Here is a 14,445-nt window from a genome sequence, read left to right as displayed (position 1 = left end):
GCTCCCACATTACCGGTGCTTATTGTTCATAGGGCCGGCGCGGAAACTATATGAATTCGAATGGTAGGTCGAGCGACTTCCATCCGACGCGGCCCTACTGTCGTCTTATTACGAAACTCTCAAGAGGGTGTTTACGCAGTTTCCCACGCTGCGGCGCGCGCCGGGTCCGCCGGGTCCGCCGGGTTCCCGTCCAGCCGGACGCGGAAGCCGACCATGGTGATGTCGTCGCGCTGCGGGCGGCCGCCCTGGAAGCCGGACAGGCTGGACTCGATGCTCTCCTTCTGCCGGTCCAGCGGCAGCGCGCCGCAGGCCTCGATCACGCCGTGCAGCCGGCGCTTGCCGAAGCTCCGCCCCCGTTCGCCGCCGCACTGGTCGGTCAGCCCGTCCGTGCAGATGTAGAAGGTCTGGTCCGGCAACAGCTCCAGACTGTGATTCGTGAAGGCCGGGGTGGGGCCGGTGGCCCGGTAGCCCAGGCTGCGGCGGTCGGCACGGACCTCCGTCAGCCCGTCCGGCCCGACGACGGTCAGGGGCAGGCGGGCGCCGGCATAGACCAGCCGCCGCTGCGCCGGCTGGACGTGGCAGAGCGCCAGATCCAGCCCGTTGTCGAAGCCGCCCTCCCAGCTCGCCGCGTCGCCGTCCTGATGCAGGGCGGCACGCACCTTGTGGTCGACCATGGCGAGCAGCGCCGCGGGATCGGCGGCGCCCATCGCGTCCACCACGTTGTTCAGCACCGCGCTGGCCGTCATGGTCATGAAGGCGCCGGGGACGCCGTGGCCCGTGCAGTCGGCCACGCCGATGAGGAAGCCGCCCTCCACCTCGCGGTAATAGTAGAAGTCGCCGCTGACCACGTCGCGCGGGCGCCACAGGACGAAATGCTGGGCCAGCCCGCCGTCCAGAACCTCCGGTTTCGGCAGGATGGAGGACTGGATCAACTGGGCGTAGTTGATGCTGTCCATGATGCGGCGGTTGATGTCGGCCAACGCCTCCGTCCGCTCCTGCACGCGGGATTCCAGGGTCTGGGTGTAGTCCTGGACCGTCTCGGCCATGCGGTTGAAGGTCTTGGTCAGGACGCCGATCTCGTCCTCGCGCTCGGTGGCGAGGCGGGCGCCGTAGTCGCCATGGGCCACCGCCTGCGCCGCCTGGGTCAGCCGCCGCAGCGGGCCCAGCACGACACGGTTCAGCATCACGCTGATGATGACGATGGCGCTGACCAGCGACAGCAGCAGCAAGCCCACCACGGGCAGAAGCGCTTCCAGCGTGTTGCGGTGGATTTCCGCCGTCGAATAGAGCAGGCGCAGCGTCCCGACATGCCGGGTCACCCCGTCGCGCCCGCGCAGGTCGATGGTCTTCTCGACGGTCGTGGAATCGGCGGAAGTTCTGGGATCGCCGGACACCGCCATCGGCTCGCTGCGGCCCGGTTCGAACACGGAGACGGCGAGGATGGCAGGGTCGCGCTCGCGCAGCGAATCGATGATGTTGCGGACGGCGCGGTCGTCGATTTCCCAGATCGGGTTGGCGAGCGCGTCGGTCTGCATGGTGGCGACCAACTCCGCCCGCCTGGTCAGCGCCGAGAACTGCTGGTGCTCCACCACATTGGCCGACACGGCCACGGCGACCACCCCAACGGCGGCGGCGGTGACCAGGATGATGCTGCCGATCCGGGTCAGCAGCGAACGGTCGCGCCGGCCATGGGCGAGGGAGCGCAGTTCGGTCACGGGGCGATCCCCTGCCGGGTCCACAAGGCGGGCAACGCGCCGCTGCGCTCCAGCCGGTCCAGCGTCGCGTCGACCCAGGCGGCGTCGACCGGCCCGCCGCGCCGGACCAGGATGGTGTGCTCGTAGATCTGGTCGGTGCGGTCGGAGACCAGGAGCAGCGGCGCCATATCCGGGTTCGACTTCAGGAACCGCGTCAGGAAGGAGCGGGTGACGATGGCCAGCGCGGCCCGGCCCGCGGCGACGCTGCGCACGTTGCCCTCATGCGTGACGGTCAGGCGCGTGTTGAAGCGCTTTTCCAGAACCTCCGGGTCGGCGGTCATCCCGGCGAAGGCGTAATGGTAGCCGAGCCGCCCCAGGATCGTCTTGCCGTCCAGCGCGTCGAAATAGCTCTGGTCCACGCCGGGGCCGGACTTGGCGACGAACACCTCCGCATCGCGCAGGAAGACGCGCGACGCCTCGACGGGCCGCCCCTTCCAGCCCCAGGCGAGGCTTTCGAAGGCGATCATGTCGAAGCGCCCCCGCTCCATGTCCTCGTAGCGCCGCTGGGGGGACGTGCGGACCAGTTCGAACCGGAAATCACCCTGCTCCCCGTTCAGCAGGTCGAGCAGCGCCTGGGTCACGCCGGCGCCGGATTCGGTCACGTAGGGCGGAAACTCATAGGCGCCGACCTTGACCGTGACGGGCGCGGGGGCGGCGGTCGCGGCGGCACCCGGCGTCGGCAGGCCGCCCGCCAGAAGGCCGGCGAGCGCCAAGGCCAGTGCCGTACGTCGGGCAACCGCTTTTGCCATCTTCAGCCCCGATGCCGATTGCGCAGGATCACGGAAGGTTTGACGCAATTTACCCCTGTATGTGCGGTTGCAGCAACGAATGTCGTGCCTTTCGGATCAGGAATTTCGACATCACGCCGCTTCCGTTTCCCGTTCCACCGCGGCCAGATCGCCGATCTCCTCGCCGCTCAGCGTCTCGCGCTCCAGCAGGGCGGCTGTGATCCGCTCCAGCGAGGCGCGGTCGGCGGCCAGGATGCGGCGGGCGCGCTCCATCCCCTCGTCGGTGATGCGGCGGACCTCCTCGTCGATCCGCCAGGCGGTGCGCTCGGACCGCACCACGGCGGGGTCGTTGCCGGCATGGGCGACATAGCCGATGGCCTCGCTCATGCCCCAGGCGGTGACCATCCGGCGGGCGAGGTCGGTGGCGGCGCGGAAATCGGCCTCCGCCCCGGTGGTGACGGAATCGGGGCCGAAGACCAAGTCCTCCGCCGCGCGCCCGGCCATGGCGACGGCGATATCGGCCTGCAGCTTGGCGCGCGACACCGACACGCGGTCGCCTTCGGGCAGCCGCACCACCATGCCCAGCGCGCGGCCCCGCGGGATGATGGTGGCCTTGTGGATGGGATCGGCCTCCGGGCAGCGGATGGAGACCAGCGCGTGGCCGGCCTCGTGATAGGCGGTCAGGCGCCGCTCATGGTCGGACAGGGCGAGGCTGCGACGCTCGCAGCCCATCAGGACGCGGTCCTTCGCCGCCTCGAAATCGGCCATGCCGACGATGACCCGCCCGTTGCGCGCGGCGGACAGGGCAGCCTCGTTGGTGAGGTTCGCCAGTTCCGCGCCGGAGAAGCCGGGCGTGCCCCGCGCGACCGTGCGGACGCAGACGTCGGGGGCGAGCCGCAGCCGGCCCGTATGGACTCCCAGGATGGCCTCGCGCCCGGCCACGTCGGGCAGCCCGACATGAATGTGGCGGTCGAAACGGCCCGGACGGAGCACGGCGGGGTCCAGCATTTCCGCGCGGTTGGTGGCGGCGATGACGACCACCTCGCCGCCGTCCACGATGCCGTCCATCTCCACCAGAAGCTGGTTCAGCGTCTGCTCCCGCTCCGAATGGGAGTTGGATTCGCCGCGCTTGCCGGCGAGCGCGTCCACCTCGTCGATGAAGAGCAGGCAGGGAGCGCTGGCCCGCGCGGTCTTGAAGACGCCGCGCACCCGCGCCGCGCCGAGACCGACGAACATCTCCACGAAGTCGGAGCCGGAAACGGTGAAGAAGGGCACCCCGGCCTCGCCCGCCGCGGCCTTCGCCAGCATGGTCTTGCCGGTGCCCGGCGGGCCGACCAGAAGGATGCCCTTGGGCACGCGGGCGCCGGCCATGGCGAAGCGGCGCGGGTCGCGCAGGAACTCGACGGTTTCGCGAAGCTCCTCCTTGGCCTCGTCCACCCCGGCCACGTCGGCGAAGACGGTTCCGGTGTCGCTCGGGCGCACGCGGGTGGCGCGGTTGCCGCCCAGGAACTGCCCGCCGCTGAGAAGGAGCGCGCCGATCAGCAGGCCGATGACCAGGAAGGGAGCCAGCTTCTCCAGAACGGAGACGGTGCCGGAGACCAGCCCGCCGCCCGCCTCCTCGAAAGCGATGGCGATCTTGCGCCCGCGCAGTTCCTTCAGCAGGTCGTCGGTGACCGGAACGACGGCCCGCAGCCGCTGGCCGTCCGGCGTGACGGCGTGCGCCCCGTCGCCGCGGAAGGTGACCGAGGCGATGTCCCCCCGTTCCGCCGCCGCCACCAAGTCGCTGTAGGTCGCGGTCTCCTCCGCGCCGTCGCGCGTGTAGTCGGTCCAGGCCGCGAAGGCGAACCAGCCAAGCAGAAGCGCAGCAATAACGGCGAGGGCGGTCAGATATTTTTTCGGGATCGGCGGCATGGCGTCCTACGAAAGCAGCGAAAGCCGTTTCCGGCACATCGCCATCATTGATGAGGACGCCGCCGTCCCGCATCAACCGCATTCGGTCCAGGACTTTTCTTTGACATACAAGTGAGGAGATGGTTAACGGCGGGCGCCGTTCATGGGGTGTGACCGTGCCCCCTCCCTGACCCTCCCCCGCTCTCGCAGGGGAGGGGACCGGCGTTACTCCAGGCCGGCCTTCTTGCGCACGTCGTAGCTGCGCGTCCTGGCCCATTCCTCCACGAACTTGACCAGCTCCGCGTCGGGCGGGTCGGGGAGGACGACCTTCAGCTTCACATACTGGTCGCCGGCCTGCTTGGTCGCCTGATTCATCACGCCCTTGCCGCGCAGGCGCAGGGTGGAGCCGGTGTTGGTCCCCGGCGGGATCTTCAGCGCGACCGGGCCGCTGACGGTGGGAACCCGGATGGTGGAGCCCAGAACCGCCTCGTTCAGGGTGATCGGCACCTCGACATGGATGTCGGCACCCTGGCGGGTGAAGAAGGGGTGGGCCTCGACATGGACCTCGACGATGGCGTCGCCGGCCCCGAAGCCGCCGGCGCCGGGAAGCCCCTGGCCCTTCAGCCGCAGCTTCGCCTGATCCTCCGTCCCCGGCGGGACGGTGACGTCGATGCTCTTGCCGTTGGACAGGCTGATGCGCCGCTTGGTGCCCTGCGCCGCCTCGACGAAGGGCACGGAGACCGAGTAGTTGATGTCGCTCCCGCGCGAGCGGGACCCGCCGCCGGACGCCCCTCCGCCGGACGCCCCGGCACCGCCCGCCGCTCCGCCGCGCTTGCGCCCGCCGCCGAACAGGTCGGAGAACCAGTCCTCGCCGCCGAAGAAGGAATCGTCGCCGGCCCCACCGCCGGCCCCGCTGTAGGCGCGGCTGCGCCCGGCGTTGGCGCGGGAGCGGCCGCCGAAGCCATGCCGTTCCTGGCCCGAGGCGTCGATCTCGCCCCGGTCGAAGCGGGCGCGCTTCTCGGCATCCGACAGCAGCGTGTAGGCCGCCGAGATCTCCTTGAAGCGCTCCTCGTTCGCGGCGTTGCCGGGCGTCAGGTCCGGGTGGTGTTCCTTGGCGAGCTTGCGATACGCCTTCTTGATGTCGTCGGCGCCCGCGGACCGGCTGAGGCCGAGGATTTGATAAGGGTCACGCATGCTTTGTATGGCCAGAGTTCTTCCACCCCGAAGCCCGGGGATAAGGCGTTACGAATTGGCGACGATCTTCCACGTACCGTCGCCCTGTTTGCAAGCGGTTCCGTAGGCCAATTCGGTCTTGCTCTTCGTGGTTACCGACTGCTGGAACTCCCGGCAATACTGACCGGCGTTGTTGTAACCCTCGCGGGTCGTGACCAGCGAGCCGTAATGGCCCGTCGTGGGGTTGGTCCAGCCCACCTGATCGCCGACCGGGGCGGCATAGGCGCGCTTGGCGGCGGTTTCCGCGGCGGCGGCGTCGGACGGGTCGATGGCGGCGCCGCCGATGAAGGCGCCCAGCAGCGGGCCGGTCCCCGACGACGCGACCTTGCCCGACGCGTTGCCGTATTTGGACGAGATCGTGCCACCGACCGTCTCCGCGTTCTTGGTGGCTTCCTTGGTGGTGCTGGTGCAACCCGCGAGCAGGGCGACCGCCATCGCCGCCGGGACGAGCTTCTTCACGAACATCGATGCTGCCTCGAAAGGTTGGGAGCCGGCGTGCCTTGCTTCTGGCGCACCGGTGGACACTCATATATGCGAGGCTATCATATCTGTGAATTGGGCATATTCGTGAAATGGGTCGGCGCTGTGACCAGTGCCGACCCGGCCCGGCCCGGAGACGATACCGCGCCGAAACGCCGCACCGACGGCTGCGCAACGAGGGGAAGATGAGCGAATCCAACGACCGGGACCCGTACGCCCTGTTCCAGGACTGGATGGACGAGGCCAGCCGCAGCGAAATCAACGATCCCAACGCCATGGCGCTCGCCACCGCGGACGCGCAGGGGGTGCCGTCGGTCCGCATGGTCCTTCTGAAGGGCATCGATCCGCGCGGATTCGTCTTCTACACCAACACGGAAAGCCGCAAGGGCGAGCAGCTTCTGGCCAACGCCAACGCCGCGCTGTGCTTCCACTGGAAGACGCTGAGGCGTCAGGTCCGCGTGGAGGGCGCGGTGGAGCAGGTCTCCGACGCCGAGGCCGACGCCTATTTCGACAGCCGTCCGCGGGAAAGCCGCATCGGCGCCTGGGCGTCGCAGCAGTCGCGTCCGCTCGAAGGACGGTGGGAGTTGGAGACGCGCGTGGCCCAGTTCGCCGCGAAGTTCGGGCTGGGGGCCGTTCCCCGTCCGCCGCACTGGACCGGATTCCGCATCCTGCCACGGCGAATCGAGTTCTGGCAGGACCGCCCCTTCCGCCTGCACGAGCGGACCCTGTACCTGCGCGAGGGCGACCCCGCGGCCAGCGAACCGGCGCGCTGGACGACGGAGCGGCTTTACCCTTAGAAAACGGGCGTCACGAACATAAGAAGGCGCTCATGAGCGAGTCGCATCTGCACCGGCTGCGTCGCTACGCCACCTACGCCAGCGTCTCCGTTTCCCTGACGCTGATCCTGGCGAAACTGGTGGCCTACATGGTGACCGACTCGGTCAGCATCCTGTCGTCGCTGATCGACTCCAGCACGGACATGCTGGCCTCGGTGGTGACGCTGCTGGGGGTGCGGACGGCGCTGCGCCCGCCGGACGCTGCGCACCGCTTCGGCCACGGCAAGGCCGAGGCGCTGGCAGCGCTGGCCCAGGCCGCCTTCATCGGCGGCTCCGCCCTGTTCCTGACCATCGAGGCGGTGCGCCGACTCGTCAGCCCGCAGCCGGTGGGCGAGGGGGCCGTCGGCATCGCCGTGATGCTGCTGTCGATCCTGCTGACCGCCGGTCTGATCACCTTCCAGCGCCATGTGGTGAAGGCCACCGGTTCCGTCGCCGTGGGGGCCGATCGCCTGCATTACGCGGGCGACCTGCTGATGAACGCGGCGGTCATCCTGGCGATCCTGCTGACCGGCTGGACCGGGATCAGCGCCTTCGACCCGCTGTTCGGGCTGGGCATCGCGGCCTTCCTGCTCTACGGCGCCCGCAACGTGGCGCGGGAGGCGCTGAACGTGCTGATGGACCGCGAACTGCCGGCGGAGGAGCGGGCGCGCATCGAGGCGCTGGTGAGGGCGCAACCGGACGTGGCCGGGATGCACGATCTGCGCACCCGCAGTTCCGGCATCGGGGCCTTCATCGAACTCCACCTGGAACTGGACCCCAATCTGTCGGTGGCCCGGGCGCACGACATCGCCGACCGGGTGGAGGCCAGCCTGCGCGACGCCGTTCCCGGCGCCGAGGTGTTGATCCATCAGGAACCCGCCGGGCTTCAGGACGAGCGGCTGGACCGGCGCATCGCAAGCGGTGGTGAGGGGTGAATCCTGCTCCCCTTTTGATTGAGAGGGCATTGCAATTGCGCAATAGATGGGCGCCCGAACCGCGGAATGTCCCTTACTCCGTTGCGCTCCTGTAAGGGTTCGGTAATAATTGCATTGGATTTTAGCGCCTTGCGCATTCTTGTGAAACGGATGGCGGGAAAATGGACAGTGCGTTCGGCGGCCGCTCTCATCTGATCGCGGACATTGCCACCGAAGCGGGCAACCTCGGGATCGAGATCGCCGACATCGCCGGGCATGTGGAGGAGGTCAACGGCCGCCTCGGACATCAGGCCAACGTGTTCGCGCAGTTGCGCGGCACCGGGAACAAGATGTCGGAGAGCACGCAGCGCATCTCCGCCGCCGCCACCGTGGCGCGTTCCGTGACCGAACAGGCCCGTCAGGAGGTCGAATCCTCCCATGACCGCGTGCAGCGCTCCATGGCCGACATCCACGCCCTCGTCGCCGCGGTGGGCGGCATGGAAGGGCAGATCGCGGGGCTTCAGGAGGCACTGGACCGCGTGGGGCGGGTCGCCAAGGAAATCTTCGTCATCGCCAAACAGACCAACCTCCTGGCGTTGAACGCCACCATCGAGGCGGCCCGCGCGGGCGACGCCGGGCGCGGCTTCGCCGTGGTGGCGAACGAGGTGAAGGCGCTGTCCAAGAAGACCAGCGAGGCGACGACGGAAATCGACGCCACGCTGAAGTACCTGAACGATCAGGCGCAGCGCCTGATGACCGAAAGCGCGGCCAGCGCCGGCAAAGCCCGCGCGGTGAGCGAGGGCACCACCGCCATCGGCGCGGTGATCGAGACGGTCGGCCGGGCCATGACGGAGCTGAACGGCGAGACGGACAAGATCGACGCGGCCTCCTCCGAGATCGGCTCGAACTGCGAGGAATTGCAGCACGAAATCGACGACCTCGCGGTCGGCGTCCAGTTGTCCAGCGACAACCTCGCCCAGGCGCGCGACCGCGTGAACACGCTGGTCGGCATGAGCGAGCGGCTGATCGGCATCACCGCCGAACTGGACGTGGAGACGGTGGACACGCCCTTCATCCGTCTGGTCCGCGACGCCGCGTCGCGCATCTCCGCCGATTTCGAGGAGGCGCTGTCGCGCGGCGAGGTCGGGGAGGGCGACCTGTTCGACAACAGTTACCAGCCCATTCCGGGCTCCAACCCGCAGCAGCACATGACCCGCTTCACGCAGTTCTGCGACCGCGTGCTGCCGGGCGTCCAGGAGTCGCTGCTGGGCCAGAACGAGCGCATCGTCTTCTGCGTGGCGGTCGATTCCAACGGATACCTGCCGACCCACAACCGGAAGTTCAGTCAGCCACAGGGGGCGGACCCGGTGTGGAACGCGGCCAATTGCCGCAACCGGCGCATCTTCAACGACCGCGTCGGTCTGTCCGCCGGGCGCAACACGAAGCCCTTCCTTCTCCAGACCTACCGCCGCGACATGGGCGGCGGCAAATACACCCTGATGAAGGACGTGTCGGCGCCGATCACCGTGCGCGGACGCCATTGGGGCGGCCTGCGTCTGGCCTACAAGGTCTGAAACACCTCGCACCCGCATACCGGGGGATGACATTGCGCCGCAGGGGCGGCGCATGTCCCGTCGCCTTTCCGTGTTGCGATTTTGTGATTGTTTGCATTGAATGCGTTTCGGGTGGGTTGCGGATGATTTATTGAGCCGACGAATGTTCGCTCGGCCATCCTTGGGGGAGTCGTCACCGATCGTCTTTGGAGGTGATGTTCATGCCCGAACGTATCGTGGCGTTGTCGCGCGCCGTGTCCGACCTTGCCACACGCAAGATGGACGAGATCCAGGCCGTTACGAACACGACCAAGATCCTGGCGCTCAACGCCCTGATCGAAGCCATGCGCGCCGGGGAGGCCGGACGGGGCTTCGCCGTGGTGGCCCAGGAGGTGAAAGCCATTTCGGAGCGGATCACCGGCATCGGCCAGGAACTGCGCTCCCAGATGGCGGTCCAGACGGACGAGCTGAACACGCTCGGCAAAGGTCTGGTGTCCCAGTTGCGGGGCGGGCGGCTCGCCGATCTGGCGCTCAACATGATCGACATCATCGACCGCAATCTGTACGAGCGCTCCTGCGATGTGCGCTGGTGGGCGACGGACAGCGCGGTGGTGGAATGCGCCGCCGATCCGTCCGAGGCCAACCGCCGCCACGCCGCGCAACGGCTGGGCGTCATCCTGGGAGCCTACACCGTCTATCTCGACCTCTGGGTCGTCGATGCGAAGGGCGTGGTGCTGGCGAACGGCCGGCCCGACCGCTACCGCCGGCCCGTCGGCAGTTCCGTCGCGTCCGAATCCTGGTTCCGCGAGGCCATGGCGACCCGCAGCGGCGCCGATTTCGCGGTGGCCGACATCGGCACCAACGAGCAGTTGGACCGCGCCACCGTCGCCACCTACGCCACGGCCATCCGCGCGGGCGGGGAGGAGGACGGGGCCGTCATCGGCGTGCTGGGAATCTTCTTCGATTGGCAGTCCCAATCCCAGGGGGTGGTCGATTCCGTCCGCTTGACCGACGACGAGCGGCCGCGGACCCGCTGTCTTCTGGTGGACAGCCGCCACCGGGTGATCGCCGCGTCCGACCGGCAGGGCGTGCTGACGGAAAACTTTCCGCTGCGCACCGGCGGGCACGGGCACGGCAGCTATCTGGACGACAAGGGGCATGTGGTCGGCTTCGCCGTGACTCCGGGCTATGAAACCTACAAGGGACTCGGCTGGTTCGGAGTGATCGTCCAGGATTCGGTCGGCGGTTGCGGATAGACGTCTCGGATTGCAGCAATTCGTTTCTTTTGGGGGTGCCGCCTGAAATGTTGGCGAAACACCTCTGTGGTGCAGTTGAACCACGGAAAAGGTGATGCGCATGCAGGCTCTCAGGCAAATCGTGACCGTACCGGAACAGGAAGACGACCTCGTCGCGGAGGCGATCCGCGACGTGTTGGTGGCGGACGTCATCGATCAGGCCACGAAGGACAGGCTGGTGGATGGTCTGACCGTGCTGAAGGCCGGGCTGGACTGTCCGGACTCCGGCTGCACCGGCTGTTTCCACCGCCGGTCCTGCGAGCGCTTCATCGAGAACATTCTGTGGACCAGTTGACGGCGGACTCCACCGGAAGGGGGTGTCCTCCCTCTTTGGAGCCGGCGGTGCTGTGACGGTCGTCACCGCGTAAATCGAAAACCATGATAAAATGCCGTTTTAACGGTCTCCGTTCGCCGGGGCCGGATCGGTGGTTCCGAGGTCGGCATGGGCTTTTCGGTGACGTTCTGGGGAGTTCGGGGCACGGTCCCTTGCCCGTTGCCGTCCCACATGGGCTTCGGCGGCAACACGAGCTGCGTGGAGGTTCAGGCCGGCGGCCAACGCATCGTCATCGACGCCGGCACAGGCATCCGCATGCTCGGCAAGCGCCTGCTGAAGGAGGGCGCCACCGAGGCCACCCTGCTGATGAGCCACACCCATCTGGACCACATCTGCGGCTTTCCCTTCTTCGCCCCGGCCTACGGCAAGGGTTTCCACCTGCGCATCGTCTCCGGCCATCTGAAGGGAAATCCCGGCATCGAGGCGGCCATGGCCCGGCAGATGGAACGTCCCCTGTTCCCCGTGCCGATGCGCACCATGGGAAGCAACATCGTCTTCGACGAAATCACGGCGGGCGACCGTTTCGCGCTGGGCGAGGGGGTGCGGGTCCGCACGGCGCTTCTGAACCACCCGGACGGCGCCACCGGCTACCGCATCGAGCATATGGGCAAGTCCTTCGCCTATGTGACCGACACGGAGCATGTGCCGGGCCAGCCCGACCGCAACATCCTGGACCTGATCGACGGCGCCGACCTCGTGCTCTACGACAGCACCTACACGGACGAGGAATGGCGGAACCGCATCGGCTGGGGGCATTCCACCTGGACCGAAGGCGTCCGGCTGGCCCGGGCCGCGGGGGTGAAGCGGCTGGTGCTGTTCCATCACGACCCCGACCACGACGACGCGGCCATGACGGCCATCGAGGCGGCGGCCCAGGCGGCGTTCCCGGATTGCTTCGCCGCGCGCGAGGGGATGACGGTCACTCTGGCCTGATCCTTATGGCCCAACCCTTCCCTGGACCGCTATAGAGGGGCGGCTTTCCCTCCCCTCGGCGAATCCCCGATCCATGCCTGCGATTTCCATGACCGCCCAACCTTTGACGCTGACGGTCGTCGTCCTGTTCGTCGTCACCTACGCCGGCATGGCGCTGGGGCGCTTTCCCGGCCTGCGCATCGACCGGACGGGCATCGCCCTGGTCGCGGCGATCCTGCTGCTCGCCGTCGGGGCGCTGGAGTCGGGGCAGGTGGCGGCGGCCATCGACTTCCCGACGCTGTTCATCCTGTTCGGGCTGATGGTGCTGTCCGCCCAATACGCGGCCAGCGGCTTCTACGACTGGTGCGCCCTGCGGGTGGCGCAGGCGGCGCGGTCCCCGGCGCGGCTTCTGGCGGTGACGGTGGCGGTGGGCGGCGGCCTGTCGGCGGTGCTCGCCAACGACGTGGTGGTCTTCGCCATGACGCCGATGCTCTGCGTCGGGCTGGCGGCGCGCGGTCTCGACCCGCGGCCTTACCTGATCGCCCTGGCCGGAGCGGCGAACGCCGGGTCGGCGGCGACGGTGATCGGCAACCCGCAGAACATCCTGATCGGCCAAATGGGGCATCTGGATTTCTGGCGCTTCCTTTCGGTGTGCGGAGTTCCGGCTCTGGCCGGTCTGGTGTGCGTCTACGCCGTGGTGTGGTTCGCCTGGAAGGGCCGCTTCGGAGAACCGGCCAATGGCGCCGTGGGGGAGGGCGGGGCGGAGCCGGTGGAACTCGACCGGGCGCAGCTTGGCAAGGCGGTGGTGGCGACCCTGGTGCTGTTGGGCCTGTTCACCACCGACCTGCCGCACGAGATCGGCGTGCTTCTGGTCGCCGGGGCGATGCTGGTCAGCCGGCGGCTGGCGTCGCGGGAGATGCTGGGCATGGTGGACTGGCATCTGCTGGTCCTGTTCGCCTCCCTGTTCGCGATCAACCACGCGCTGAAGCTGACGGGACTGCCGGCGGAGTTCATCGGCGGGCTGGAGGCCGCGGGCTGGCTGCCCGACCGGCTGGCGGTGATGACCCCGCTCGCGCTGGCGGCCAGCAACAGCATCGGCAACGTGCCCGCGGTGATCCTGCTCCTCTCCGCCTGGCCGTCGCCGCCGGAAGGGGCGCTCTACGGGCTGGCGGTGCTGTCCACCCTGGCCGGCAACCTTCTGATCCCCGGCAGCCTCGCCAACATCATCGTGGTTGAGCGGGCGGCGGCGGCGGGCGTCCGGCTGGGCTTTCTGGAGCACGCCCGTTGCGGCATCCCGATGACCCTTCTGTCGATGGGCTTCGCCGTTTTGTGGCTGTGGGGCACGGGTTGGATGCCTCTGAACTGACTTTTCTCCTTTCGGGCTATGCGAATGGTGCCGCCCCTCTCCGTCCGGGGCATTGCCCTCTCTTCGCAAAGCAAAAAACTTGGGGTGGCCGCCTGTCGAGGCGCTGCCCCAAGGCACAACGCCCCAAAAGGCACAGACGAAGGACGGAAGCCGCATGTCAGAAGCCCAGACGCCCCGGACGCCGGACGCCGGAGCCCCGGAACGGCCTTGGGAGACTCCCGTCGTCGCGGTGGTCGTCACCCACAACCGTCTCGCCCTGCTGAAGGGCTGTCTGGCGGCCATCCACGGGCAGGAGCCGCGCCCCGACCGCATCGTCGTGGTGGACAACGGCTCCAGCGACGGCACGGCGGAGTGGCTGGCCGAGCAGCGCGCGGCCATGCCGGAGCTTCTGGTGGTCCGGCAGGCCAACATCGGGTCCGCCGGTGCCTATCACACCGCCTTCGACACGGCGTTGAGCCTGGGCGCCCGGTGGATCTGGAGCACCGACGACGACGGCATTCCGGCGCCCGGCGCGCTGGCCGAACTGCTGCGCCAGGGCGAGCGGCACGACCTCGACCTCGTGGGGCCGACCGTGGTCGCGGCGGAGGACCAGGGCGATCTCGCCTTCACCCTGCAGGGCTTCACCAAGGCCGACGCCTTCACCGCCGCAGCGCAGGACGGCATCGTTCCGGGCGCCATCGCCCTGTTCAACGGCACCCTTCTGCGCCGCCGCGTGTTCGAGCGGATCGGCAACATCAAGCGCGAGATGTTCATCTGGGGCGACGAGTGGGAGTTCACGCTGCGCGCCCGCCGCGCCGGGCTGCGCGACGGAACGGCGGTGCATGCTCTGCACGTCCACCCGCGCAACCGGCGCACCCAGCGCCCGCTGGCCGGCGGCCTGCTGGGCACGGTGGAGGAGATGCCGGAGAACCGCGCCCCCTATTTCTTCCGCAACATGGGCTACATCCACGCGACCTATGAGCGGAAGGCCATCGCCCGCATGATGGTCAAATACACGCTCTACTACCTGCTGCACCGGCGCGCCGACGTGAAGGGGCTGCGCGGATTCTGGACCCATTACCGGGCTGGCCTGCGCAACCGCTACCCGGACGACCTGCAGGCGTCCCCCACGGCGTCGGTCCCTGCGGCAGCCCCCGCCGCTCCGCAGCGGTCCTTCCCGGAAAGCGTGTGA

13 protein-coding genes are annotated in these 14,445 nt (G+C 68.4%); 8 read left to right on the top strand and 5 right to left on the bottom strand.

All coding sequences use genetic code 11. From position 1 onward, the window contains the following. Positions 1-131: 131 nt before the first annotated feature. From DS843_RS03025 to DS843_RS03005, 5 genes are all read right to left on the bottom strand, one after another. Positions 132-1,715, bottom strand: a complete 1,584-nt coding sequence (locus DS843_RS03025; protein ID WP_149467427.1) for a SpoIIE family protein phosphatase — start codon at positions 1,713-1,715, stop codon at positions 132-134. Continuing rightward, positions 1,712-2,503, bottom strand: coding sequence for a substrate-binding periplasmic protein (locus DS843_RS03020; protein ID WP_149467426.1), 792 nt, complete (start codon positions 2,501-2,503; stop codon positions 1,712-1,714). Before DS843_RS03020 ends, DS843_RS03025 begins: the two co-directional genes overlap by 4 nt. Before the next feature lie 111 nt (positions 2,504-2,614). Continuing rightward, positions 2,615-4,393, bottom strand: a complete 1,779-nt coding sequence (gene ftsH / locus DS843_RS03015) for an ATP-dependent zinc metalloprotease FtsH (protein ID WP_149467425.1) — start codon at positions 4,391-4,393, stop codon at positions 2,615-2,617. Between the two features lie 204 nt (positions 4,394-4,597). Next, a complete protein-coding gene (locus DS843_RS03010) occupies positions 4,598-5,566 on the bottom strand; it encodes a DnaJ C-terminal domain-containing protein (protein WP_149467424.1) in 969 nt (322 codons plus the stop codon). 48 nt (positions 5,567-5,614) lie between these two features. After that, positions 5,615-6,070: an RT0821/Lpp0805 family surface protein gene (locus DS843_RS03005; RefSeq protein ID WP_149467423.1), complete on the bottom strand. Its 456-nt coding sequence runs from the start codon at positions 6,068-6,070 to the stop codon at positions 5,615-5,617. 200 nt (positions 6,071-6,270) lie between these two features. Between DS843_RS03005 and pdxH the strand changes: the two genes are divergently transcribed. The 8 genes from pdxH to DS843_RS02965 all read left to right on the top strand — a co-directional run bounded on the left by pdxH (position 6,271) and on the right by DS843_RS02965 (position 14,445). Further along, positions 6,271-6,882 carry a pyridoxamine 5'-phosphate oxidase gene (pdxH, locus tag DS843_RS03000; protein WP_149467422.1) on the top strand — a complete coding sequence of 204 codons (612 nt, stop codon included), beginning with the start codon at positions 6,271-6,273 and terminating at the stop codon, positions 6,880-6,882. 32 nt (positions 6,883-6,914) lie between these two features. Further along, entirely contained in the window at positions 6,915-7,835 is a 921-nt protein-coding gene (locus tag DS843_RS02995; RefSeq protein ID WP_149467421.1) for a cation diffusion facilitator family transporter, read from the top strand. Positions 7,836-7,996: 161 nt separating this feature from the next. Next, positions 7,997-9,388 (top strand): methyl-accepting chemotaxis protein, encoded by a 1,392-nt coding sequence (locus tag DS843_RS02990; RefSeq protein WP_149467420.1) that lies wholly within the window; start codon positions 7,997-7,999, stop codon positions 9,386-9,388. A 200-nt stretch (positions 9,389-9,588) separates the two neighbouring features. Next, entirely contained in the window at positions 9,589-10,623 is a 1,035-nt protein-coding gene (locus DS843_RS02985) for a methyl-accepting chemotaxis protein (RefSeq protein WP_149467419.1), read from the top strand. Between the two features lie 100 nt (positions 10,624-10,723). After that, entirely contained in the window at positions 10,724-10,957 is a 234-nt protein-coding gene (locus DS843_RS02980) for a hypothetical protein (RefSeq protein ID WP_149467418.1), read from the top strand. A gap of 198 nt (positions 10,958-11,155) precedes the next feature. Next, on the top strand, positions 11,156-11,929 hold the full coding sequence (locus DS843_RS02975; protein ID WP_475849036.1) for an MBL fold metallo-hydrolase: 774 nt from the start codon (positions 11,156-11,158) through the stop codon (positions 11,927-11,929). Between the two features lie 73 nt (positions 11,930-12,002). Further along, a complete protein-coding gene (locus DS843_RS02970; RefSeq protein ID WP_286191907.1) occupies positions 12,003-13,274 on the top strand; it encodes an SLC13 family permease in 1,272 nt (423 codons plus the stop codon). A 154-nt stretch (positions 13,275-13,428) separates the two neighbouring features. Further along, on the top strand, positions 13,429-14,445 hold the full coding sequence (locus DS843_RS02965) for a glycosyltransferase (RefSeq protein WP_149467416.1): 1,017 nt from the start codon (positions 13,429-13,431) through the stop codon (positions 14,443-14,445).

The sequence above is a fragment of the Roseomonas genomospecies 6 genome (assembly GCF_008365375.1).
GTDB lineage: Bacteria > Pseudomonadota > Alphaproteobacteria > Azospirillales > Azospirillaceae > Azospirillum.
This window is presented reverse-complemented; position numbering and strand designations above follow the sequence as displayed.